Annotated in this window: 24 protein-coding genes; 8 read left to right on the top strand and 16 right to left on the bottom strand. The window is 42.9% G+C overall.

Features of this window, described 5'->3' with window-relative positions:
* Window positions 1-249 precede the first annotated feature (249 nt).
* On the bottom strand, window positions 250-1,125 hold the full coding sequence (locus ACFPA1_RS17910; RefSeq protein WP_213146712.1) for a nucleotidyltransferase-like protein: 876 nt from the start codon (window positions 1,123-1,125) through the stop codon (window positions 250-252).
* A gap of 147 nt (window positions 1,126-1,272) precedes the next feature.
* On the opposite strand from ACFPA1_RS17910, the gene ACFPA1_RS17905 reads away from it, so the two are divergent.
* On the top strand, window positions 1,273-1,626 hold the full coding sequence (locus ACFPA1_RS17905) for a YgzB family protein (RefSeq protein ID WP_338088298.1): 354 nt from the start codon (window positions 1,273-1,275) through the stop codon (window positions 1,624-1,626).
* Window positions 1,627-1,699: 73 nt separating this feature from the next.
* Here ACFPA1_RS17905 and perR read toward each other — a convergent pair whose 3' ends face one another.
* From perR to ACFPA1_RS17870, 7 genes are all read right to left on the bottom strand, one after another.
* On the bottom strand, window positions 1,700-2,137 hold the full coding sequence (gene perR, locus ACFPA1_RS17900; RefSeq protein WP_378584452.1) for a peroxide-responsive transcriptional repressor PerR: 438 nt from the start codon (window positions 2,135-2,137) through the stop codon (window positions 1,700-1,702).
* A 105-nt stretch (window positions 2,138-2,242) separates the two neighbouring features.
* Window positions 2,243-2,791, bottom strand: coding sequence for a cob(I)yrinic acid a,c-diamide adenosyltransferase (locus tag ACFPA1_RS17895; RefSeq protein ID WP_378584450.1), 549 nt, complete (start codon window positions 2,789-2,791; stop codon window positions 2,243-2,245).
* Between the two features lie 222 nt (window positions 2,792-3,013).
* Complete coding sequence (bcp, locus tag ACFPA1_RS17890; RefSeq protein ID WP_213146708.1) at window positions 3,014-3,481, bottom strand: thioredoxin-dependent thiol peroxidase; 468 nt, start codon at window positions 3,479-3,481, stop codon at window positions 3,014-3,016.
* 84 nt (window positions 3,482-3,565) lie between these two features.
* Window positions 3,566-3,958 (bottom strand): ion channel, encoded by a 393-nt coding sequence (locus ACFPA1_RS17885; protein ID WP_241113897.1) that lies wholly within the window; start codon window positions 3,956-3,958, stop codon window positions 3,566-3,568.
* Between the two features lie 103 nt (window positions 3,959-4,061).
* Complete coding sequence (locus tag ACFPA1_RS17880; RefSeq protein WP_213146780.1) at window positions 4,062-4,847, bottom strand: ABC transporter permease; 786 nt, start codon at window positions 4,845-4,847, stop codon at window positions 4,062-4,064.
* A 3-nt stretch (window positions 4,848-4,850) separates the two neighbouring features.
* Entirely contained in the window at window positions 4,851-5,642 is a 792-nt protein-coding gene (locus tag ACFPA1_RS17875; protein ID WP_213146707.1) for an ABC transporter permease, read from the bottom strand.
* Window positions 5,635-6,651, bottom strand: a complete 1,017-nt coding sequence (locus ACFPA1_RS17870) for an ABC transporter ATP-binding protein (RefSeq protein ID WP_378584447.1) — start codon at window positions 6,649-6,651, stop codon at window positions 5,635-5,637. The genes ACFPA1_RS17875 and ACFPA1_RS17870 overlap by 8 nt, the downstream gene beginning before the upstream one ends.
* A gap of 652 nt (window positions 6,652-7,303) precedes the next feature.
* Between ACFPA1_RS17870 and ACFPA1_RS17865 the strand changes: the two genes are divergently transcribed.
* The 3 genes from ACFPA1_RS17865 to ACFPA1_RS17855 all read left to right on the top strand — a co-directional run bounded on the left by ACFPA1_RS17865 (window position 7,304) and on the right by ACFPA1_RS17855 (window position 14,606).
* Window positions 7,304-8,599, top strand: a complete 1,296-nt coding sequence (locus ACFPA1_RS17865) for a glutamate-1-semialdehyde 2,1-aminomutase (protein WP_213146705.1) — start codon at window positions 7,304-7,306, stop codon at window positions 8,597-8,599.
* Window positions 8,600-8,887: 288 nt separating this feature from the next.
* Window positions 8,888-13,360 (top strand): glutamate synthase-related protein, encoded by a 4,473-nt coding sequence (locus ACFPA1_RS17860; protein WP_378584445.1) that lies wholly within the window; start codon window positions 8,888-8,890, stop codon window positions 13,358-13,360.
* A gap of 166 nt (window positions 13,361-13,526) precedes the next feature.
* On the top strand, window positions 13,527-14,606 hold the full coding sequence (locus ACFPA1_RS17855) for an FUSC family protein (RefSeq protein ID WP_378584443.1): 1,080 nt from the start codon (window positions 13,527-13,529) through the stop codon (window positions 14,604-14,606).
* Between the two features lie 30 nt (window positions 14,607-14,636).
* Here ACFPA1_RS17855 and ACFPA1_RS17850 read toward each other — a convergent pair whose 3' ends face one another.
* The 5 genes from ACFPA1_RS17850 to fabL form a co-directional block, all read right to left on the bottom strand.
* Entirely contained in the window at window positions 14,637-16,406 is a 1,770-nt protein-coding gene (locus tag ACFPA1_RS17850) for an ABC transporter ATP-binding protein (RefSeq protein ID WP_378584441.1), read from the bottom strand.
* 84 nt (window positions 16,407-16,490) lie between these two features.
* Window positions 16,491-17,021, bottom strand: a complete 531-nt coding sequence (locus ACFPA1_RS17845) for a DUF402 domain-containing protein (RefSeq protein ID WP_213118024.1) — start codon at window positions 17,019-17,021, stop codon at window positions 16,491-16,493.
* A gap of 177 nt (window positions 17,022-17,198) precedes the next feature.
* Window positions 17,199-17,456 carry a YgaB family protein gene (locus ACFPA1_RS17840; protein WP_213118025.1) on the bottom strand — a complete coding sequence of 86 codons (258 nt, stop codon included), beginning with the start codon at window positions 17,454-17,456 and terminating at the stop codon, window positions 17,199-17,201.
* Between the two features lie 160 nt (window positions 17,457-17,616).
* Window positions 17,617-17,832 carry a gamma-type small acid-soluble spore protein gene (locus ACFPA1_RS17835; RefSeq protein ID WP_213146702.1) on the bottom strand — a complete coding sequence of 72 codons (216 nt, stop codon included), beginning with the start codon at window positions 17,830-17,832 and terminating at the stop codon, window positions 17,617-17,619.
* Between the two features lie 72 nt (window positions 17,833-17,904).
* Window positions 17,905-18,654, bottom strand: coding sequence for an enoyl-[acyl-carrier-protein] reductase FabL (gene fabL, locus ACFPA1_RS17830; protein ID WP_378584438.1), 750 nt, complete (start codon window positions 18,652-18,654; stop codon window positions 17,905-17,907).
* A 112-nt stretch (window positions 18,655-18,766) separates the two neighbouring features.
* Here fabL and ACFPA1_RS17825 point away from each other — a divergent pair, with 112 nt between their 5' ends.
* Entirely contained in the window at window positions 18,767-18,991 is a 225-nt protein-coding gene (locus ACFPA1_RS17825) for a hypothetical protein (RefSeq protein WP_213146700.1), read from the top strand.
* 49 nt (window positions 18,992-19,040) lie between these two features.
* Here the strand turns inward: ACFPA1_RS17825 and mutY are convergent, their stop codons facing one another.
* Window positions 19,041-20,165, bottom strand: a complete 1,125-nt coding sequence (mutY, locus tag ACFPA1_RS17820; RefSeq protein ID WP_378584436.1) for an A/G-specific adenine glycosylase — start codon at window positions 20,163-20,165, stop codon at window positions 19,041-19,043.
* 124 nt (window positions 20,166-20,289) lie between these two features.
* Between mutY and ACFPA1_RS17815 the strand changes: the two genes are divergently transcribed.
* Window positions 20,290-21,270 (top strand): metal-dependent hydrolase, encoded by a 981-nt coding sequence (locus ACFPA1_RS17815; protein ID WP_378584434.1) that lies wholly within the window; start codon window positions 20,290-20,292, stop codon window positions 21,268-21,270.
* A 39-nt stretch (window positions 21,271-21,309) separates the two neighbouring features.
* Here ACFPA1_RS17815 and ACFPA1_RS17810 read toward each other — a convergent pair whose 3' ends face one another.
* Entirely contained in the window at window positions 21,310-21,579 is a 270-nt protein-coding gene (locus ACFPA1_RS17810) for a YfhJ family protein (RefSeq protein WP_213146697.1), read from the bottom strand.
* Between the two features lie 129 nt (window positions 21,580-21,708).
* On the opposite strand from ACFPA1_RS17810, the gene ACFPA1_RS17805 reads away from it, so the two are divergent.
* On the top strand, window positions 21,709-21,885 hold the full coding sequence (locus tag ACFPA1_RS17805; protein WP_213146696.1) for a small, acid-soluble spore protein K: 177 nt from the start codon (window positions 21,709-21,711) through the stop codon (window positions 21,883-21,885).
* Window positions 21,886-21,935: 50 nt separating this feature from the next.
* Here ACFPA1_RS17805 and ACFPA1_RS17800 read toward each other — a convergent pair whose 3' ends face one another.
* A complete protein-coding gene (locus tag ACFPA1_RS17800; protein WP_378584431.1) occupies window positions 21,936-22,259 on the bottom strand; it encodes a YfhH family protein in 324 nt (107 codons plus the stop codon).
* A gap of 86 nt (window positions 22,260-22,345) precedes the next feature.
* Between ACFPA1_RS17800 and ACFPA1_RS17795 the strand changes: the two genes are divergently transcribed.
* Entirely contained in the window at window positions 22,346-23,023 is a 678-nt protein-coding gene (locus tag ACFPA1_RS17795) for an SDR family NAD(P)-dependent oxidoreductase (RefSeq protein ID WP_378584430.1), read from the top strand.
* Window positions 23,024-23,487 lie beyond the last annotated feature (464 nt).

Raw genomic sequence — 23,487 nt, 5'->3', positions numbered from 1 at the left:
ATGTTACGTTGGCTTCGTTTCAAATGAAACGAATATTATTGTTTGTTGACGTTTTTGTTTGTTTAGTTTTCAAAGAACTATCTTGCGCGCCGCTCAAAAGCGACTTTATCAATATAACACATGGTGTTTGTTAATGTCAACACCTTTTTTTAAACCGTCCACTGCGGAAAACTTTTTGAAAATGTTTCGCAGCGACGGTTATTAATATATCAAGTATTCACGAAAAGGTCAATAGCTTTTTTTGTTTTTTTACGATAGTTTTTGACTAACGCGGTAACAGCGGTGAAAAACACCCTGTCCCTTTGTCTCAACATTAACGATTTCTAATAAATGTTTTTCAATTAAGTATTCAAGCAGGACTGACATATCAACGGAATACGGCATCAATTCCGGCTCACTCATGATTTCGCTAAACATCCAATGCTCTTTTTTACTTAAAACGTCTATTAAGTGGGAGGAACCAATGTTAGTTCTGGAGTGAATCAAGAATTCACTGGCAAGGAATAAAAGCTCGAGCCTTTGTTCTAATGTTTCCTCACTCACAACCAACTCAACATATAATTTATAAATTTCCGGTTCAATTTGCTTCACTTGCTGCCAAACCGTCAGTTCAGGATGAAGGCCATTTTCAATAATCGCTAATCTCGCCAGATGATGCAGGGAGTGAACGACATAATTATAGGCATCTAAATACTGTTTATTTTCAAACAGTGCTTTCCCATCCACATAGCGGCGGATTAACTTCGCAAACTCCAATCCCATTTTTATTTTTCGGCCATGGAACGGAAATTCTTCTAGTTCCTTTTTTAGATTGGCTACATATTCATTGCGGTCAAATAAAATTTTGGAATGATGAAGCCATTCAAAAACCTTTCGGTTGCTGCCTAACAAAATCCATTCTTGCAGCTGCGGCTCAGTGATAATATGCATGGCAGCTTTTTTGTCATCATACGAATAATGTTTTGTATATACAGGCTGATCTGCTTCTTTCACAATCATTAAAAGAATCGCATCAAACGAATCCGTCGTTTGACTTGACCGTTGTTTCTTTTCTACCAATAAAATCCCCAGGGTATTTAATTGGCTTGCCCTTTCTTGATAAATGGGCCGAAGAATGTCTTCCATCTTCTATACCTCCATTTTTCTAGCTAGCAATATATGTTCGACAGGAAGAAGAAATATCCTTCTAAAATTTAAGACAAAATTCGACATTCTTCCATGTATCCTTTTTTCTCAATGGAGAATTGTGGTATAGTTTGTCTAGGAGGGAGAATCATGGCAAAATATTCGAGTAAAATAAATAAAATTAGAACATTCGCATTGTCGTTGATCTTTGTTGGTTTTATCGTTATGTATGGTGGTATTTATTTTCGTACTTCACCACTTATTATGACCATCTTTATGATTTTTGGTCTGCTTTTTATTATCGCGAGCACGGTTGTTTATTTCTGGATTGGCATGCTGTCAACCAAAACCATTTCTGTCAAATGTCCCAGCTGCGGCAAACCCACTAAAATGCTTGGCAGGGTAGATATGTGCATGCACTGCCGCGAACCTTTGACTATGGATAAAGCCCTGGAAGGCAAGGAATTTGACGAAACTTATAATAAAAATAAAATGAAATAAAGGGATGACCAGCAATCGGTCATCCCCTTTTTTATAAACAAACAGCCGACTCCAAATTAGAATCGGCTTTACATTAGTGAACTTCTTTAGCAGAGCAATCCGGACAAGTGCCGTAAATTTCCATGCGGTGATTCGCCACTTTAAAACCAGTGACATGTGTTGCCAAGTGCTCCACTTCATCCAAGCCAGGATAGTGGAAATCAACAATTTTCCCGCATTCCTCACAGATTACATGATAGTGATGGGTGGTAACAAAATCAAAGCGGGCAGATGCATCTCCATAGGTCAATTCCTTTACAAGGCCTACTTCACGAAATACTCGTAAATTATTGTAAACCGTTGCCACACTCATATTCGGGAATTTGCCCTCTAACGCTTTATAGATTTCATCTGCAGTAGGATGTGACATCGAGCTTATTAAATATTCAAGTATCGCATGACGTTGCGGAGTAATACGCACCCCAGTATCCTTTAAGGTATCCAACGCTTCTTTTAATTGATTCATCGCCATGCACCTCTTTTCAAAAAGATATTCTTACATTGTAATTGTTATAATTAGTTTACTAGGTAATTTGTACTTTTGTCAATATTGTAATACTGCAAACACCGAAGTTCATTAGCTATGTAATGTTTGTTCAGAAGCTCCTAACTGGTGGTTGACAAATCTTGCCGTGACAAACAACAAGTCAGAAAGACGGTTTAAATACGCCAGCACAAGCGGATTGACATCCTCCCCTAAGCCGACGGCACATCTTTCTGCTCTTCTTGCAATGGTCCTGGCCACATGGAAGGCTGCACCTGCAGGATGTCCCCCAGGTAAAATGAAATTTGTCAACGCCGGCAAGCTTGAATCCCATTCGTCAATTTGTTTTTCCAGTTCTTCAATATCCACTAAAACTAATGACCACTTTACTTCCTTCCCTTTCGGAGTCGCGAGCTCAGCACCGACATGAAATAGGTTTGTTTGTATTTTATGATATGCTTTTTCAATTATTTCTTTCCCTTGAAAATTTTCCTTAGTTAAATAGCTTAATGCCAGTCCAATCATCGAATTCGTTTCATCACAGGTTCCGTAGGCCTCGACGCGAAGGTCGTTCTTTGCTACCCTTTGACCGTAAATAAGTGAAGTTGTTCCTTTATCCCCTGTTTTCGTATAAATTTTCATTTTTCAATACCCCCTATTGGTAAATTTCAGTTTCACATGTCTATAAATCTTTTCTTCATCATATCACCTAGGTCATTTATTAGAAAAGAAAGAAGGCATAAAAAAGGGGTCCGAATGGACCCAATAAGTTTTATCTGAGGAGGTATGCCCTAATAAAATGATATTCACATGAAGCACTTTTGCATTGGACAAAAGCCTTTTCTTGCGAAAATAGGCAGTCTATTATTGGTTTTCCCTGATATAGGTTAAGGCTTCTTCGACATGCCCTTTCACCTGAACTTTTCTCCATTCCTTCGCAATATTGCCCTCTTTATCAATGATAAAAGTCGACCGTTCAATGCCCATGTATTCTTTCCCGAAGTTTTTCTTTAGCTTCCAAACACCGTAATCCTCCGCCACTTGATGATCGGTATCGGCAAGGAGCAGGAATGGCAGACCGTATTTCTCAACGAATTTTTGATGGCGGTCTACCGGATCTGGGCTGACGCCTAAAATAACGGCATTTAAGTCGGCAAACTGCTCATGTTGATCACGGAAATCACACGCTTCAGTCGTGCATCCCGGCGTCATATCCTTTGGATAAAAATAAAGCACAACATATTTTCCTTTTAACTCTGACAAAGTAACCTTCTCGCCAGTTTGTGCTTCTAGTGTAAAATCAGGTGCTTGTTTACCAATTTCTACTGTCATTTTAATCACTCCACTTTGAAAAATATTCCTATTTATAGCCTAACCAAAGTGATACAACAATACAACTTTCGTGCACCTGGGGATTTATTTTTCCCGATCAAACATGACCTTGGCCACGAAGGCCGCTGGGAGCGTATAGCCTATTAATGCTTCAATGACGGCAACCAGTCTTCCGATTCCCTGAGGGATCACATCTCCATTGCCAACTGAGAACAGCATCATCGCGCTAAAATAAAAGCTCGTTTCAAAAATGTTCCGGTGTTCGGCATTATTTATTTCCGCCAAGACCTTCATTCCCGCTAATTCAAAAATTAAATAAATCAGCCCAAATCCGAAGATGACAGTTAAATAGCATGTTCCTAAATAAAAGAAATTGTCAAAGGACACCAACTTGCCCTTAATCGTGTTGGGAATAAACAAGGTTCGAATACTCATGAAGATGCAAAAAATCACAATCGGCAGCAAGAAATAAATCACAAGACCACCTCTAATATTTGTACAGATTAGTTCATTGTATGTGGGCTTGGCCAATAAAATATCAAAAAAACCGTGCCGATTGTAGCACGGTTTTAATTAATTTTTAATTGCCGGCGCCGCGGTATTTTTTGACCCCCTGATTCCAGAGGAATACGGAGAGCGCAAAAAAGATGATGCCGATTGCAGGTGTTAAAAACGAATAGATATACCATTCTTGTTTTTCAAGAAAAAAAGCAGCGGGATAGACGCCAACGAAAGCAAACGGCAAAATCCAAGTGAGCACGAAGCGGATCACCGTATTATAGATATTGACCGGATAGCGGCCGTAGTTGCTGATGTTGTACATCATCGGCATGAGCGAGGTTTTCGCATCCGCCCAAAAGCTGACGCAGGCGAGCATCACAAAGATGCCGCCGTAAACAAGCGCGCCGCCGATGACAAAAATAATAAAGAGAATCGGATCAAACCAATCCACCTGCAGGTTTAACCGGCTACCCGCATAAAACATGACAGCCAAGCCAGTGACCGCCCCTAATAAAGCTTCCAGTTCCAGCCGCTCGAGGATAATCTGAAAAAGACTATGAATCGGCCTAGTTAGGATACGGTCAAGCTCTCCCCTTACAATATAACGCTCGTTGAAATCCCAGATATTAAAGAAGGCCGAAAAGACCGCGTAAGGTACTAAGAAAAATCCATATATAAAAATAATTTCATCACGGCTCCAGCCGCCGAGCAGCTGGGTGTGGCCAAAGACGACCAGAATAAAGACGAGATTGATGGCCTGGGACATCAGGTCCGAGAAAAACTCTACAAACAGGTCAGACCGATATTGCAATCTAGTTTTCATATATTGCGACATGTATTGAAAAAACATCGTTACGTAAAACACCATTTACCCTCCTTGAATGACCAGCTGTTTTTTCGCAATAACCCAAAGAATTTGGATGGGAATGAGGAGGATGATAACCCAAATAAATTGCTGGCCGATGGCTTGAATGGCCTGCTGGTGCGTGAATCCCTCTGTATAGATCATGCTTGGTATATAGCTGATTCCCTGAAACGGCAGGAATTTCATAATTCCCTGTGCCCAGCCCGGGAAAAAGCTCATCGGCAAAAGCAGCCCAGAAAACAGGTCAATGACAACCCGCTTAGCACGGATTAGGCCTGAATTATTATATAAGAAGAAAGTCGTAATTCCGGTTAACAGATTTAACTGGGTGTTAATGAAAAAGCTTAGTAGAATGGAGATGGCGAATAATCCCCATACGCCTGGCTTTAATGTGATTTGGATCGGAAATACGAAATAAACAATAATGAGTCCCGGCAGCGAGAAGAAAAATAACCGAAAAATCCCTTCCCCCAGTCCCTGCATGGTTTTCATGCCGAGGTAGTTGTAGGGACGGATCAGTTCAACGGCCACCTTCCCTTCCATGATTTCCATCGCCATTTCCCGGTCCAGGTTGTTGAAATAAAAGGCCCGCGCCATCCAGGAAATCGCCACATAGGTTGTCATTTGTGTAATGGATAGACCCTGGATTTCCTCCTTGCCGCTGTAGATCGCTGTCCACAGAAAATAATAGGCGCCGATGTTGATGCCATAAATGAGGATGCCCGTATAATAATTTGTTCGGTAGGCGAGCATCATTAAAAAACGGATGCGAATCATTTCTAAATATTTATCCAACTTCCACCGCACCCTTTTCGTAAATATTGCGGATGATTTCTTCCGTGGATGTTTCGTTGATTTTAATGTCCTTTATTTTAAAAGCAGCGACGATTTTGGCAATCAGCTGTGAGATGAGTTCGTCGTTGTTTTGCATGTTGGCGGTAAAGATTTGTTCCTTTTCGTCGTGCTCCCATTTGACAGGAAGAGCGGCTGTTAGTTTTTTTACGGCTGGCAGATCGACTTTTTCAAGGAACTGAAATTGCAGCTCTTTGCCATCTCCTAATGCGTCTTTTAAATTTTTCAAAGCCCCATCATAGATGATATTTCCTTCATCAAGCATAATGACGCGTTCGCATAATGCCTCTATGTCTGAGAGGTCGTGCGTTGTTAAGAGAATGGTTGTATTGTATTTTTCATTGATTTCTTTTAAAAATTCACGGATTTTTAGTTTTACTAGGACATCGAGGCCGATCGTCGGTTCATCCAGAAAAAGAAGTGGCGGATTGTGGATGAGTGCCGCGGCCAGCTCGCAGCGCATTCGTTGTCCGAGCGATAGCTTTCTGACTGGTTTGTCGAGAAGCGGCTCGATATCGAGTGTTTTGATGACATGGTTCATATGGTCGTCATATTGTTGATCCGTTACCTTATATACCTTTTTGAGGAGCCGGAATGATTCCTGGACGGCGATGTCCCACCATAATTGGGAACGTTGGCCAAACACGACACCGATGGTTTGGACAAATTTTTCCCGCTCCTTATGGGGATTCATGCCGTTCACTTTGATTTGCCCGCCGGATGGGGTTAAAATACCTGTTAACATTTTGATGGTTGTTGATTTACCGGCCCCGTTTTCGCCGATATAGCCAACCATTTCCCCTTGCTTGACGTTAAAACTGATATCGTTGACGGCGCGTGCAATTTTATAATTTCGTGTAAAAAGGTCGCGGAATGCGCCCGCTAAGCCGGAACGGCTGGAATAGGCTTTGAATTCTTTTCTTAAGCTGTTTACTTCTATAGCGTTTTTCATTTATATGGCACCTCCTGATGTGGCTTGTGGCTTACCCTAATGTTTTAGTTTAGCCAATTGGGGGCGGAGGTACAACTATCTTGCTTTTTATATTTTTGGAGAAGGATTGAGGCTGGAAGTGGGGTGCTGTTCTTGTAAATTGGGTGCAAGTTGATTCCTATTAGACAGTTCTTGATTTGATACAGGGGAAATGTCTTTTAGAGGTGCACTTATTGGACAATTCTGGCTTGGCGTTGGAGCAAAATGTCCTTTAGAGGCTTTCTATTGGACAAATCCGACTTGGCGATGGAGCAAAATGTCCTTTAGGAGCGGGCTATTGGACATTTCCGACTTGGTGTTGGAGCAAAATGTCCTTTAGGAGCGGGCTATTGGACATTTCCGACTTGGTGTTGGAGCAAAATGTCCTTTAGAGGCGGGCTATTGGACATTTCCGACTTGGTGTTGGAGCAAAATGTCTTTTAGAGGTGTTCTATTGGACAAAACTAACTCACCTCAATCCCATAATGTCCTTCATCGACCCTATGAAGACCAAAATCATATCATCCCCAACCCACAATGTCCTTCACCCCCGCCCCACCCCAAAAATGTCAAAATAGTAAATCACAAAAAACATGCTAGAATAGGAATGTTAATAAAAAAGGAGGAAACCCAAGTGCATTTTACCAATTCAGAACGAATACATAATGAAGCTCTCGAACATATTGTCGGCGGGGTCAACAGCCCATCCCGTTCCTATAAGGCAGTCGGCGGCGGCGCACCGGTTGTGATGGAACGCGCTCAGGGCGCGTATTTTTGGGATGTTGACGGCAACCAGTACATCGATTACCTTGCCGCCTACGGACCGATCATTACCGGTCACGCCCACCCGCATATAACCGAAGCCATCAAGCGCGCGGCAGAAACCGGCGTCCTATACGGAACTCCGACGCCGCATGAAGTTAAATTTGCCAAAATGCTAAAGGAAGCTATTCCTTCATTAGACAAGGTCCGCTTTGTCAACTCTGGAACAGAAGCGGTCATGACGACAATCCGTGTAGCCCGTGCGTACACAGGCCGTGACAAAATCATCAAATTTGCCGGCTGCTATCATGGTCACTCTGACCTTGTTCTTGTCGCCGCCGGTTCTGGACCGTCAACCTTAGGTACTCCGGATTCAGCAGGCGTACCGAAGTCGATCGCCCAAGAAGTTATTACTGTCCCATTCAATGATATTGAACCGTACAAAGAAGCACTAGAAAAATGGGGCGATCAAATTGCCGCTGTTCTCGTTGAACCGATTGTCGGCAACTTCGGAATCGTCGAACCAAACCCTGGTTTCCTAGAACAGGTAAATGAACTTACCCACGCGGCTGGTGCGCTAGTAATCTACGATGAAGTCATTACAGCCTTCCGGTTCATGTACGGCGGGGCCCAAGACCTCCTCAACGTCAAGCCTGACCTTACCGCAATGGGGAAAATCATTGGCGGCGGACTGCCAATCGGGGCCTATGGCGGACGGAAGGAAATCATGGAAACAGTCGCCCCTCTAGGCCCTGCCTACCAGGCGGGAACAATGGCCGGCAACCCTGCCTCGATCCTATCGGGAATCGCCTGCTTAGAAGTGTTAAAACAAGAGGGCCTTTATGAATACTTAGATCGCCTTGGCGCGATGCTGGAAGAAGGTATTCTTGAGGCTGCTAAGGAACACAATATCCAAATTACCATCAACCGCTTAAAGGGTGCCTTAACCGTCTATTTCACTGATGAGAAAATTGAAAATTATGAGCAGGCGGAAAAAACGGACGGTGAGATGTTTGCGAAGTTCTTTAAACTGATGCTGCATCAAGGAATCAACCTCGCTCCATCCAAATATGAAGCTTGGTTTCTCACAATCGCCCATACTGAGGAAGATGTGGAAGCAACTCTCCATGCGGTCAGGAATGCATTTTCTTCACTAAAACAAGAATAAATATGCATATTTCATGCACGAAAGGGAGCTATACAGGCTCTCTTTTTATTTAGAAAAACGAATTGTAAACGTTTTCATGTAAGGCTTTTCATCTATATTTTCGATTAGAATCATGCCAAATTGATATCCAAACTTTTGAATAATTATTTGATTTCTGAAAATTCGTATGATACGATATGTTTATTATTTTTCCTTTTTTCTCTTAACTTTTTTCCTGCAATTTTTCAAGTTATCAATTATCAGGAGGTGAAGCGGCTTCCTTTAGGAATTCTGAAGAAGCCCGACAAAATGACACAAAGATGGACGCCATCTCAATTTAAAGATTTTCATAAACATGAACACGATGCTTGTGGAATAGTCGCTTGCCTTGAAAAAGCACAGACCCCAACAAGGAATAACATTTTTGCTTGTATAGACGCTCTAGTGACCATGAACCACCGCGCAGGCTTTATTAACGGTGAGGGAGATGGCGTTGGAATCCATACAGATATCCCAAGGGACCTTTGGAAGGAAAAGCTGCTTCAGGCAGACCTGGACCCGGCACTCACGGAAAAAGAGGGCTTTGCTGTAGGTCATGTTTTTATCAGCAGGAAAGCAAATTGGGCTGAGGTTAAGCAAGAATTAGCAGACAAACTAGTAAAATATGAATTGGAGCTAATCTTTGAAACAACTGAGGTCACCAATCCATCAGCATTAGGTCCAATTGCCATTCAGGAAAACCCGATTTTCTGGCAATTTGCCATCCTATCAAACAAGAACGGCCAGGAATTAAACAAGGTCCTGCTCGAAGCATTGGTTGATTTTGAAAAAAATGAACTTGTTCACGTAGCGTCTTTCAGCCAAAACCATGTTGTTTACAAAGTAATGGGCGCAGGTGACATTCTGCCGCGCTATTACCAAGACTTAGCAAACCCACTTGTGGCTTCCACCATGACACTTGGCCACAACCGTTATTCTACAAACACTCTCTCCAGCTTTTTCCGGGTACAGCCTTTCAGCGTGCTTGGTCACAATGGTGAAATCAATACCATTTCCAAGCTTCGTGATGAGGCAAGAATGATTGGTGTACCACTTGTAAAAGACGGAAGTGATTCCCAGGATTTAAGCAGAACGATGGAAACATTAATCTGTCGTGATGGCTACTCCTTATTTGAAGTAATGGATTTATTATTCCCGCCGATTATTAATGAAATCAAAGCTTATCCAGAGCATTTACAAGATTTATATACTTATATGCGTGAAGCTTGGGGACATTTTGCCCAAGGGCCTGCCGGCATTATTTCCAGATATGGCGATGAGGCCGTGTTCAGTGTCGATGCACTTGGACTCCGCCCGCTGTGGATGCTTGAAACGGAAACTTCCTACCTATTCTCGTCTGAACCAGGAATCATTCCTTCAAGCGAATACGTAAACGATCCGAAGCCATTAGCACCTGGTGAAAAGGTTGGCTTTAAGTGGAACGAAAACCAGCTTGAAGTTTTTGAACAAAGCCAATACCAAAATGTCGTTTATAACCGTTTTTCAAAACGGGTTAACCTCCAAGGAGCAAGACTGCGTCTGCAGCCGCCGGCACTTGGCAAAACCGTAACCATGAATTATCCAGATAAAATTCATAACGGGCAATACAAATCATTTGGCTGGGAACGCGAGCATATTCAATTAATCGAGCAAATGGCCGAAAAAGGCGTCGAGCCGATTCGTTCACTTGGCCACGACTCACCGCTTGCAGCCTTAAATCCAGAGCGTGTCAACATTGCCGATTATATTAAAGAAAGCGTAGCAGTTGTCACAAACCCAGCGATTGACCGCGACCGGGAAACAGAGCATTTCTCCACCCGTGTCATTATTGGCAAGCGCCCAACATTATTTGCAGCTGCCGAAAAAGCAGAATCAGTCATTGAATTGACAACACCGCTCCTCTTAGAAGGAAAAGCGGGCTTCGCATGTGCAGAAAGCTTAGGACAGCCGACTTTTGATCAGCTTGTCCAGCATTTCCAAGAGCAAAAGCTGATCGCTTATATTTCAACTACCTTCCAAACGGATGAAACGGTTGATGCTGCCATTGAAAGACTTGCAAACGAAGCTGTTCAGGCTGTTCAGGCTGGTAAGTCGCTGCTTGTCCTTGACGATGCAAAAGCCCATCAAGAGAATTCTTATTGGCTTGACCCGCATCTCGTCACATCGGCGATTGATCAAGCTTTAGTGAAAGCAGAATTAAGAAGAGATTGTTCATTATTGCTTCGCTCTGCTGCGATTCGTTCGCTTCATGACATTATTACTGTTTTTGGCTTAGGTGCAGATTTAATCAGCCCATATTACATGTTCTTAACGGTTCAGAATGAATCAACAACGCCGTTAACGAACCTTTACAGTGCATTAACGAAAGGTATAGAAAAAGTCATTTCAACGATTGGTATCCATGAACTGCGCGGCTATGGACGCCTGTTCTCCAGTATCGGTCTGCACGAGTCGATTGCCAATGTATTAAACATTGTGAACTTCTTCGGCTCCGATGAAATTGAAAATAATTTTGAAGCAATGAAACAGGATGCTTTAAAAAGAGCAGAAGATTATCAGAATGATAAGGAAAGAGTCGGAAAAACGTTCAGCCTCTTCCCACGGATTTGGAAAGCGATTGGCGAAGTGGCCTCCACTGGTGATTACAGCGCATATCGCGATAAAATCTCCGAGCAGGAAGCAGCAAATCCGGTTACAATCCGCCATTTAGTTCAATTAAAGCAAGGCCTAAATCAGGTATCGCCTAACGATGTTGATCTTCGTGTCGGTGATCATGATCTGCCGTTTTTGATTTCCTCTATGTCCTTCGGTTCTCAAAACGAAATTGCCTTCAGAGCTTATGCTGAAGGGGCTGACCGCTTGAACATGGTGAGCTTGAACGGTGAAGGCGGCGAGATCAAGGATATGCTTGGCAAATACCCAAGAACACGCGGCCAGCAGATTGCTTCCGGACGATTTGGGGTTAACGCCGAACTTTTAAACTCTTCTAATCTATTAGAAATCAAAATCGGTCAAGGTGCAAAGCCTGGTGAAGGCGGACACTTGCCTGGTTCTAAGGTGACGGCCAAGGTTGCGGCAGCACGTAATGCTACACTTGGTTCTGACTTAATTTCACCGTCCAATAACCATGATATTTATTCGATTGAAGACTTGGCACAAATGATTCAGGAGCTAAAAACAGCAAACGACCAGGCAAAGATTGCCGTTAAGGTTCCGGTCGTTCCAAACATCGGAACAATCGCAGTCGGTATCGCTAAAGCTGGCGCAGATATTATTACTCTAAGCGGTTTTGATGGCGGTACAGGGGCAGCCAGAATCCACGCCCTGCAGCACGTGGGCCTGCCTGTTGAAATTGGCGTAAAAGCGGCTCACAATGCATTACTTGAAAGCGGCCTGCGCCACAAGGTGGAATTATGGGCTGACGGCGGCATGAAGAGTGTAATGGACGTTATGAAAATCATGCTTCTTGGTGCCAACCGTGTTGGCTTTGGTACATTAGCAATGCTGTCGATCGGTTGTACGACCTGCCGCGGCTGTCATTTAGACACTTGCCACGTTGGTATTGCCACTCAGATTGAAACGGAAGCACAGGCAAAAGACCACGGTCTTCGCCGCTTCGTACCGCGTCAATTTGATTTAGCTGTACAAGGAATTATGAATCTATTCACTGCATTTGGTACTGAATTAAAAGCACTTGCAGCAAGCCTTGGAATCCGCAATCTGCAAGATGCAGTCGGTCGTTCCGAACTATTAGAGCAAGTGAAAGGACAAAATCAGTTGAACCTTTCTTACCTATTAAAGCCATTAGAAATCAGCCAGTTTGCTAAAATTGAAGCTTCTAAGTCTGTTTCCGAAGCGCAAATGCAAGTGGCAGCTGGCGCTGAGTATCTTGATGCAAGTGTGGATCAGCTTCACTCTTCAAGGGAATTCGTCAGCGTCACATCTGAACAGCGGGTATTGGGAAGCCGAGTTTCCTGCCACCGTGTCCGCGGCAGATTGGATGGCTCTTACAAGCAGCTTCCGCCTGTCCAGCTTAAGTACAAAGAAGGCTCCATCCCTGGTAACGGACTAGGCGCATACAACAGTGAAGGAATTGAAATCACCGTTAACGGCGGCGGTCAGGACGGCGTTGGTAAGACCTCCTTTGGCGGTAACATTCATGTTCTGAAATCAAAAGGCAAAAACGGCCAATACGTCAACGGTTCTGTTGGTAAAGGCTTCGGCTACGGTGCCCAAAAGGGTCTCCTTGTTGCCCAGGGCAATGCTGATGCCCGTGCCGGAATTCGCCTCTCTGGTGCCGATCTTATAATCGGCGGACAGCTGAAAAAGCCGTTGCCTGAAAAAGAAAACGGCAATATCGGTTCCAACGCTAATATCAAAGGATTTGCGTTTGAATATATGACAAACGGGCGCGGTCTTGTTCTTGGGGACCCAGGTCCATGGATTTGCGCAGGTATGACCGGCGGCGTCATCTATGTCCGCCAGCAGCATGAATTGGGATTAACCAAGGAAGCTGTACAGAGACGCGTTGCAAAAGGCGCCAAAGTATCTGTCGTCAATTTAACCGAAAAAGGCAAACAGGACATTAATGAGCTCTTAGGCAAATATACAGCCCTTTTAGCCGAGAACGGCCAAACGGAAGAAGCCGAACAGCTTCAAAGCTTGCTGGCAAGCCCCGAAGAGCACTTCGTGCAAATTACTCCTGTTAAAGAGCAGGCTGATCCATCCGTATCTACAGAATAATAAATTTTCAAAAAAGCATTCGCGCATTATTGCGGATGCTTTTTTTTAAGCAACTTTTAAAAATAATGTCATATAATTTTTCTTGATTATATGTTTTAATCCATGTATAGTTAGCTCTCGAGCAAACTTAAGAAATTATTTATCTTTGAAAGGAATTTATTAACAAATGAAGTTAGGTGCCCGCATTTTTAAAACGGGAATTGCGATTGTCTTGTCTCTATACTTGGCCTATTTGCTGCATTCGCCCTCTCCTGTCTTTGCAGCCATTGCCGCGATTTTTGCCATCCAACCGACCATTTACCGCTCTTATTTAACGATTATTGAACAAGTTCAAGGGAACATCATTGGCGCCATCCTTGCGGTCGTCTTTGTTCTTCTGTTAGGAAATCATACGATCGTCATTGGACTGGCAGCGATTATTGTCATCACACTTAACCTTAAATTTAAATTGGAAAATACGATTGGGTTATCGCTCGTTACGCTTATTTCGATTATGGAGGCACCGGGAAGTGATTTTATCACCTTTGCCGCAATCCGCTTCTCCACGATCATGATTGGGGTATTTTCGGCCTTTATCGTCAACCTGGTGTTTATGCCGCCCAAATATGAAAATAAGCTTTATTTAAAAATTGGCAGCACAACCGAGGAAATCATCAGATGGATCCGTTTGAGCATACGCCACGATTACGACCATCAATTGCTGAAAACGGATATTGGCAAGCTGAAGGAAAACATCAAAAGCATTGAACAATTTTATACGATGTATAAAGAAGAACGGAGCTATTTAAAAAAGAACCTTTTAGAAAAATCAAGAAAACTCGTCGTTTACCGGCAAATGACCATAGCCGCCAGAAAAGGTCTTGACACCTTAAAAAGAATTCATCGCTTTGAAAATGAACTATTGCTGCTGCCGGAACCATTTAAGGAAGCCATCCAGGAGCAGCTTGACAGCCTCATTTACCAGCATGAACAGATTATGCTGCAGTTCATTGGAAAAATTCCTATTACAACTGCTTCACCCGTAGAAAAAGTCAGCACAGATAAAAAGCTGCTCTTTGACTTATTTCTAGTTCATCAAAAAGAGTTTGCAGCTGATGATGATAATCAGCATCTCTACCATACCATGCAAATTGTCGCCTCGATTATTGATTACAGCGAGCAGGTGGAGCATCTCGATGTGTTAATCACCAGCTTTCATTCTTTCCACCATAACGAAATATCCATTGAAGAAGAAAGCAACCAATAGAAAAACCGAAGCCATGACGCTTCGGTTTTTTTAAATGGATGTTTGTTCATTTTTATTGTCCAGCTGCTGGACTTGAAATAGTTTATAATAGTTCCCCTGCTTAGCCATTAACTCATCGTGCGTACCTGATTCCACAATCTGGCCATGTTCAATTAGAATAATTCTGTCTGCGTGAGTGATGGTCGATAATCGGTGCGCAACAATAAAGGTCGTCCGGTCCTTCGCCAGTTCCTCCAGCGCCTCTTGAATGTAGTGTTCACTTTCCAAATCGAGTGCTGATGTAGCCTCATCCAAGATTAAAATAGGCGGATTTTTCAAAAAGACACGGGCGATGGCGACCCGCTGCTTTTGCCCGCCGGACAGCTTAACGCCTCTTTCCCCCACCTTCGTATCATAGCCTTCCGCCAGATGTTGGATAAACTCGTGGGCATTGGCTGCTTTTGCCGCCGCAAACACTTCTTCTTCGGTAGATTCCGGCTTACCCAGTAAAATATTATCCTTAACCGACTCGCTGAATAAAATATTGTCTTGGAACACGACGCCGATTTTATCCCGTAACGATTGAACCCTAAATTGGCGGATATCTACCCCATCAAGCGTAATCCGGCCGTTGGTGACATCGTAAAAGCGTGGAATCAAACTTACCAGCGTGGATTTCCCCCCGCCGCTCATCCCAACAAGCGCGATCGTTTCTCCTTTTTTCACTTGAAGGTTTATATTTTTTAATACCGGCTCTTCGTTTTCGTTATAAGCGAAGGAAACATTTTCAAAGTTGATATTCCCCGTTACCTGCCCGCATTCCACCGCATCCGGAGCATCCACCACATCATATTTTTCATCCAAAAATTCAAAAACCCGGTCCATTGAGGCAAACGACTGGGTAATCGAAGTGGACGAGTTCACCAATCTTCTTAACGGATTGTACAGCTTATCAATATAGGCGAAAAACGCCACCATTGTCCCTAGGGAAAGCTGATGGTGAATCACCAAATAAGCGGAGTAGCCAATCACAATTAACGGAGCAATATCGGTAATCGTATTGACTGCCGAAAATGATTTCGCATTCCAGCTCGTGTGTTGGAGTGCTTTTTCCAAGAAGTTCTTATTCTGCTTATCAAATTGGGTTTGTTCATATTCCTCAATCGCAAAGCTCTTAATTACCGGCATACCCTGCACCCGCTCGTGGAGATAGCTTTGCACCTCAGCAAGGGCTTGTGACCGTCTTCTCGTAAGATTGCGCAGATTCCCGAAAAAGTACCTAATCGAAAACGCATAAAGCGGGAACAACAAAATAGACACAAGCGTCAGCTTTACATTCATGGAAAACATGAGAATAATGGCAATAACGATGGTGGCAATATCAAGCCAGAGGTTCATCAATCCGGTCACAACAAATGTTTTTGTCTGCTCAACATCATTGATGACCCGCGAAATGATTTCTCCTGCCCGGGTATTGGCATAATATTTAAAGCTTAATTTTTGAATATGTTTATACATTTTATTGCGGATATCATATAAGACCTTGTTTGATGTCCATTGCGCATAATACTGGCGATAATACTCAATCGGCGGCCTCAGGATCACAAAAACGAGCAGCATGACGCCCATGATGAGCATTAATTTATGAATTTTTCCATCGGTGGATAAGGCATGATTGCCAATGATATCATCGATCACATACTGAATTAAAATGGGAATGATGAGAGGAATGGAAAATTTAATAATACCGATGAAAATCGTGGCGATGATTTGCCAGCGGTATGGTTTGACAAATTGAAGGTATCTGCGGATGCTCTCCAAACCAGTTTCCCCCTTCTTGTTAAAATGAAGACATATAAAAACCTGTTGATGCTCATCAACAGGCGTTTGTTACCTACACACCAATTAACGTCTGTATGTTAAATAACGTTCATACCAAATATCAATAAAATCTGGTGCGAATGGGCCGCTTCGCTGCCTAATCCATTGAATCAGCTTATCTACATTCCGTTTTAAAATTTGGTCAATGACATCGGGATAATTCATTTCCCGGCGGTGACGTTCGTATTCATCCTCGTCAAGAAGATTAAAAGTCATGTCAGGATACACCTTAATATCAAGATCATAATCAATATATTTTAACGCCTCTCCGTCAAAGATGAAGGGTGAGCTTATATTGCAATAATAATAAATCCCGTCTTCCCGAATCATGCCAATCACATTAAACCAATATTGGGAATGAAAATAACAAATGGCCGGTTCCCGTGTAATCCACGTTCTGCCATCCGACTCCGTGACAAGTGTCCGATCATTTGCGCCAATCACTAAATTCTGCGACCCTTTTAAAATCGTTGTTTCTTCCCAGACGCGATGGATGTGCCCATTGTGTTTATAGCTATGTATTTGTACTGGTTCACCTTCGATGGGTACGCCCATTTTCTCCCCTACCTTCATTTCCGAACCTTTGCTAACCTGACCTGCTATTCAAATAAACCGACAAAAGGCAACAAAGTAAATTCCTTTTTCTATTATTATAACGGTTGAAGCCGGAATTTAAAACAAAAGAACCATATTTCTATGGTTCTTTGTAAATTTTGCGGATTATTTTTTCCTCTAAATGGTTTGTGTTAAATTCATTTCCCGGTAGGAATTGATCACTTCTTCAGTCTGTTTTTCAAACATCGCCTGAATTTCTTTTAATTCCTTTTTCATTTGTTGAATATCGGCTTGGATACTTTCTAAATCAGTTTCATTTTGCAATGCCTGCAATTCCGCTTCAATCTGCTGGCAACGCTCAAGTTCTGCCTGAAGAAAAAGCAACTTTTCCATTGTTGCCATTTGCTCGGAAACTAATCGATTAAAATGATCCATTTCCCTCACCGCCTTCATAATTGTCCTTACTAATAATTCTTTATGTCAGATATTTTTTCCTTTGACTACTTATGTAAAGTAAAGGGAGGTTTTGTCGAATTTCTGCAGAAAAAAAGAAGGCACTCTTCCGAATGAGAGTGCCTTCACGTAAGTAATTTTATTAGCTTTGGCCAAATTGACCAGATGTACCTTGGTTCTTATGAGCTTCTGATTGTTGGTTTTGCTGTCTTACTTCTTGTGCATTTGTTTCAGAGCCAAATTCAGTTCCGAATTGGCCAGCTGCACCTGCACCAGCAGACTGAGCGTTTTGTTGTCTTACTTCCTGGATGTTAGTTCCAGCAGAAGTTTTGTTTGGTTGTTGATTGTAGTTAGCCATTTGTTATCACCTCCACGAATTTTAATTTACCCAGCCTCGTGGAGATTATCCTTAAATTTTTGAAAAATATATTTAAACCAGAAGCGAAATGCCTCCATCAACGATAATTGTCTGTCCGCGAATCATGTTGGAGTCGTTTGAAAGCAGGAACATAATGCAATTCACCATATCATCCACTTCGACCATTTTTCCGGCAGGCGTTTTTTGTCTTGCCTCTTCTAGGAGTTCTTCGCGATTTGGAAAAGATTTAAGGGCATCCGTATCAACAGCCCCTCCAGAAACGGCATTCACAATAATATTTTTCGGTGCAAGTTCCACTGCTAAATATCTAGTGAGTGCTTCTAGCGCCGCTTTTGATACCCCAACGGCTGTGTAATTTTCCAAATAGCGAATTGATCCTAATGAGCTGATGCTGACAATTTTTCCGCCACCGTTTCTTTCCATCAGTTTTGCCGCTTCCTGTGCGCAAAATAACAAGGCTTTACTGTTGATGTTTAGTGTCCAATCCCAATGTGATTCCTCCAGCTCCATCGCTGGCCGCTGAACACCGGATGCGGCATTGTTTACAAATATATCTAAGCGGCCAAATTCCTCGTCAATTTGCTTGAACATTTCTTTTATTTTACTGACATCGCCGACATTGGCTTTGATAATGAACGCTTTCCTGCCTAATGCTTCCACCTGCTCCGCAGTTTCTAAGGCACCCTTTTTGCTGCGCGCATAATTGATTACAATATCATATCCTGCCTCCGCTAACCGGATGGCGGATGCTCTGCCAATTCCACGGCTGCTGCCTGTTACTAATGCAACTTTTTGTGTCATCTTTCTGTCTCCTATCTTTTATTCAATTGGTTTCATTTTAGCTTTTCCATGAATAGATGACAATTAATATACAAAACTAAGGCAAGAAACCCTTTTGAAAGGATGTAGTCAAATGTATGTAGGACGAGATATGACCGAACTCTCAATGATGGCAAAAAATAATTGGAAGGATAGCGAACTTGCCTTTTTTCATCATGCCTTGCAGCAGATTACTCCCTATTTGAACAGTGAGGGGCAATCTATTCACAGACAGATTATTGAAGAAATTGAAAACCGTGGTGGCTTCGACAGAACTGAAGCAAATTACACAAACGGCACCAAGACCACATACGATTAACCGATTTATGCTCAAAAAAAGGGCCTAGCCCCAGAGCTGCATGACTGTGTTAAGCTTTAGCTGCATTGGGGTCTGGCCTATTTGAATATTCGAGATAGATTTTGAACATTTTTTGATATGGGACTGGGAAGGCGTAGTCCTTTATTTCATCTAAGGTGACGAGTTTCCAATCGCTTCCTTCCGGTATGTTGAATTGTAATTCTCCATTATAAATTTTGATATTCCAGACAAGATGAGAAAAAACATGCTCAAGTTGCCCGATGATTTTTTCTAACTTCAAATGGATTTTAAGTTCTTGCTCGAAAAGCTCGGAAGTCTTTTCACGCTCATGGTGTAGCGGGTGCTGAATTTCGACGTTCGGAAATTCCCATAAATTAGCCAGCAATCCATCCGATGGCCGTTTATGAATTAGGATTCTTCCTTCTTCATCTGTAAGCAGTACGGCTGCAAGCTGCACATCGCGGGTTTTATTCTTTTTTGTTTTGATTGGCAGTTCCGCTTGAACCCCTTCCTCAAACGCTTGGCAGTGTTCACGGACTGGACAAAGCAGACAGGATGGCGAAGTCGGCGTACAAACTAGCGCCCCAAGCTCCATTAAAGCTTGATTAAAGGCTGAAGGATCCTCATGCGAAATCAATTCCCGGACAGCGTGTTCAAAAACTTTCCGTGAAGATGGTTTCGCGATATCCTCCCATATATTTAAAATCCTCGAAAACACCCTCATCACATTGCCATCTACCGCAGGTTCCGGAATTCCGTAGGCAATACTTAAGATGGCGCCTGCCGTATACGGGCCAACCCCTTTAAGCGTAGATATTTCTTCAGGGGTGTTCGGCACTTCGCCATTATATTTTTCTTTCACTTCTCGAACGGCGGATTGCAAATTTCGGACCCGCGAATAATAGCCGAGTCCCTCCCAAGCTTTAAGGACCTTGTCCTCATCAGCTTCCGCCAAGTCATCTATGGTCGGAAACCAATCGATAAAACGATTAAAGTACGGGATAACCGTGTCGACTCTTGTCTGCTGCAGCATGATTTCGGAAACCCAAACTTTATACGGATCACGGTCCTTCCGCCATGGCAAGTCACGCTGCTCTTCCTTAAACCAGGTAATTAAATCATGTTGAAAATCATTTATATTGATTTTTTCGATATTTTTTAGCTCAGTCGTCATAAACTTACTCCTTTTTGCTTGTAAACAACTCTAAAAAGGGGGAATATAATATTAACAATTCTTTTTTAACGATATGCCAAATTGGGCGTTTTGACAAGATAATTTGAAGGGGGATTTTTTACCTTTGGATACTGGAACTCATGTTGTAATGGGCATCGCGCTCGGGGGGCTGGCCACGCTTGACCCGGCCGTATCCGCCAGCCATGCCACTGCTGCCAGTGTTTTAATTGGAACGATTGCCGGTTCACAAATACCGGATATTGATACAGTCTTAAAGCTTAGAAATAACGCCATTTATATACGAAATCACCGGGGAATTACCCACTCTGTTCCTGCCGTCCTATTATGGCCGCTTCTCATTACTGGGGTGATTTATTTCTTTTTCCCTAATGCCAACCTGCTGCACCTCTGGGCGTGGACGTTTGCTGCGGTTTTTATCCATGTCTTTGTTGATATTTTTAACGCCTATGGAACGCAGGCACTAAGGCCTTTTTCGGCTAAATGGGTTGCACTTGGTGTCATTAATACGTTTGATCCGTTTATTTTTACCATGCATGTTATTGGGATCATCGCTTGGGTACTCGGAGCACCTCCTGGATATACCTTTTTAGTCATGTATGTCATCATCATCGGTTATTATTTCAGAAGGTACCAGGCTAAAAAGCGTGTTCTTGTCGGAGTCAGGGCTTTAATCCCTGATGCCACTGAAATTATCATCGCCCCGACGATGAGGTTCCATCAATGGCGGATTGCCGCCATGAACGAAAATATCTTTTTTGTGGCAAGGTCGATTGACGGGAAGGTCGAAATTCTCGACCGTTTTAGACGAATTCCTGTGCCAAAAACACCTGTCATTGAAGCAGCCAAAAAGGATCATAACATATCAGCGTTTCTTTCCTTCTCTCCGGTTTATCGCTGGGAGGTAGACGAATATGACAACTATTACGAGGTGCGCTTCATTGACCTCCGCTACCGGAGTAACGGCCATTATCCGTTCGTCGCTGTTGTCCAGCTTGACTGCGATTTAAAGCCAATCAGCTCCTACACTGGCTGGGTATTCAGCGAGAAAAAACTGCGAAAAAAATTGCGGATTATTCCAGGATAACATAGAAAAAGCGGGGGATATTTTAATCACCCGCTTTTTTTAATGCAATATATTTTTTGCGTGAGCTAAATATATTTCATATTTAGGATTGGTTGTCGTGAAATCATGCAGTTTGTCTCCATAATTTTCAATCCACTGTTTGACAACTCTCTCTGTCATTTCGCTGCCCATATATTCCTGGCCGGCCCTGGCGAATGTCGTTTCAAAATCGTCCCATAAAAGCTCCACCCATGTCCGGGCTTCGTTATAAGAAAGATGGTCGTTTTTGTTTAATAATAGCTTGGTCAGTTTTTCATGATAGTCGTTCATCTATCCACCCCATTGGCAATTTCTTATCACATAAGCAAAAAAATTAAGTAAATAATAATAGTGCGTGGTCAGCATTAGGCTGTCCTATGCTTTTCATGTTTTCTCATTCCCTTTAATTGGAGGTACAGCATGAGAAATAAACAGCGCAGCTTTCCAAATCAAAATAACAATAAGTTCGAAGGAGAGCCACGGGCGAAAGCCGAATATGCTTCTAAAAGAGCAGACGGCACCATTAACACGCATCCACAGGAGCGTATGAGAGCCTCTGGCGAGCGTGATGATGAATCGCCTCAAGTTTGGCAGTAAGTTTTAAAAACAAGCCAGAGACCTCTTGGGTTCTCTGGTTTGTTTTTATATTATTTCAGCCATTTCAATAAAGAAATCGGCAGCGCCTCTTGGGTTCCGTCCCCTTTCGTACGATAGCCCCAGGCAAAAACGCCGTTCATATAATCAATTTTGAAATACTCTCCAGGTGCACCCTCAATTTCATAAATTTCACCAGGCTTAAAGGTACTAGGGTCCAATATGTACGCCTTTGCCATAAGCACCTTTCTTTCCAAGACGGCAAATTCACTGACCATTCCCATTTGTTCCGCTTTGCGGGCTTTCTCTTGAAGCTTGGATATTTCCTGTCTTAATTCCTGCTCGGTCATGTCACTATACCGTTTCTCCTGCTGCATCGATAATTCCTCCCCGTTCCTCTTTATTTTAGTATAGTGATTTTTGTAAAATTAATAAAGGCAAAACTACGGAAGGATATGACGATATGAAAACAATTATTATTACCGGGGCTGGATCCGGATTAGGAAAAGAATTAGCGCTGCTTTTCTCCCAAAAAGGGTATCATGTGGTGCTGGCCGGCCGGACTGCTGAAAAATTGTCTTCTGTGAGGAATGAACTTGCGGATGGCGGTGGGAAAGCCGATGTTATGGTCGTGGATATTAGGAATCGTGAGGATGTTTTTTTTAAGGTAAAAGAATTGTCTAGCAGGTATGATGTGTACGGCTTGGTGAATAATGCCGGGGTCGGCCATTTTGGGCCTTTCGTGGAAATGGATGATGCTCAGATTGTGGAGATGTTAGATACCAATGTGTTGGGAACCATTCTTATGACGAAAGCGGTTCTACCTTTTTTGCTTGGACGCGGCGAAGGCCGGATTATGAATATAATCTCCACTGCCGGCCTGCGCGGAAAAGTAAACGAATCCGTTTATTGCGCCAGTAAATTCGCGGTACGCGGGTTTACGGAAAGCCTGCAGAAGGAATTTGAAGGGCAGGGCATTAAAATAAACGCTATCTATATGGGCGGCATGGACACACCGTTTTGGACGGACAGCGACCATGTGAAAGACCCGTCGCGTTTGCGATCGGCCCGGGAAGTGGCGGAGATCATTATCGAGCAGATGGAGCAGGATACGATTGTTATTGAGAGCAATAAAGGATGACGGTTATTATTTAGTGCTATGGACTCCATGAAGGACAGTTTGAAGGCTTCTGGTGCGATTTGTCCTTCATTGGTTCGATGAAGGACTTTTTTGAGGAGTATCTGGGGCAGTCTGGTCTTCATTTGCTTGATGAAGACCATTTTGTGGCGGCTCCATGTGTATTTTGTCCTTCATAAGCTTAATGAAGGACATTTTGTGGCGGACCCTAGGGCATTTTGTCCTTTAGTGATCTCCTATTGGTCTTCTGTCAAGAAAGTGGACAGTAAAATTTAAGACTTTTAGAAACCAAACCACTACCGCACTTCGTTTGGTACGGTATTAGAAATGATCAGTCGAAAAGCATGACTGATCATTTCCTAACACCAAATGGCTATATTATGTGGTATATGCAACTTCATCTTGCCGGTGGTTTCTCTCGAATTGATTCGGTGAATTGTGCCCTAAAGTAGAGTGTTTTCGTTTTT

Source organism: Neobacillus sp. GCM10023253 (assembly GCF_042653105.1).
In the GTDB taxonomy this organism is placed as follows: Bacteria; Bacillota; Bacilli; order Bacillales; family Cytobacillaceae; genus Neobacillus; species Neobacillus citreus.
Note: the sequence above shows the minus strand (reverse complement) of the source record. Positions and strands in the feature narration are given on the sequence as shown.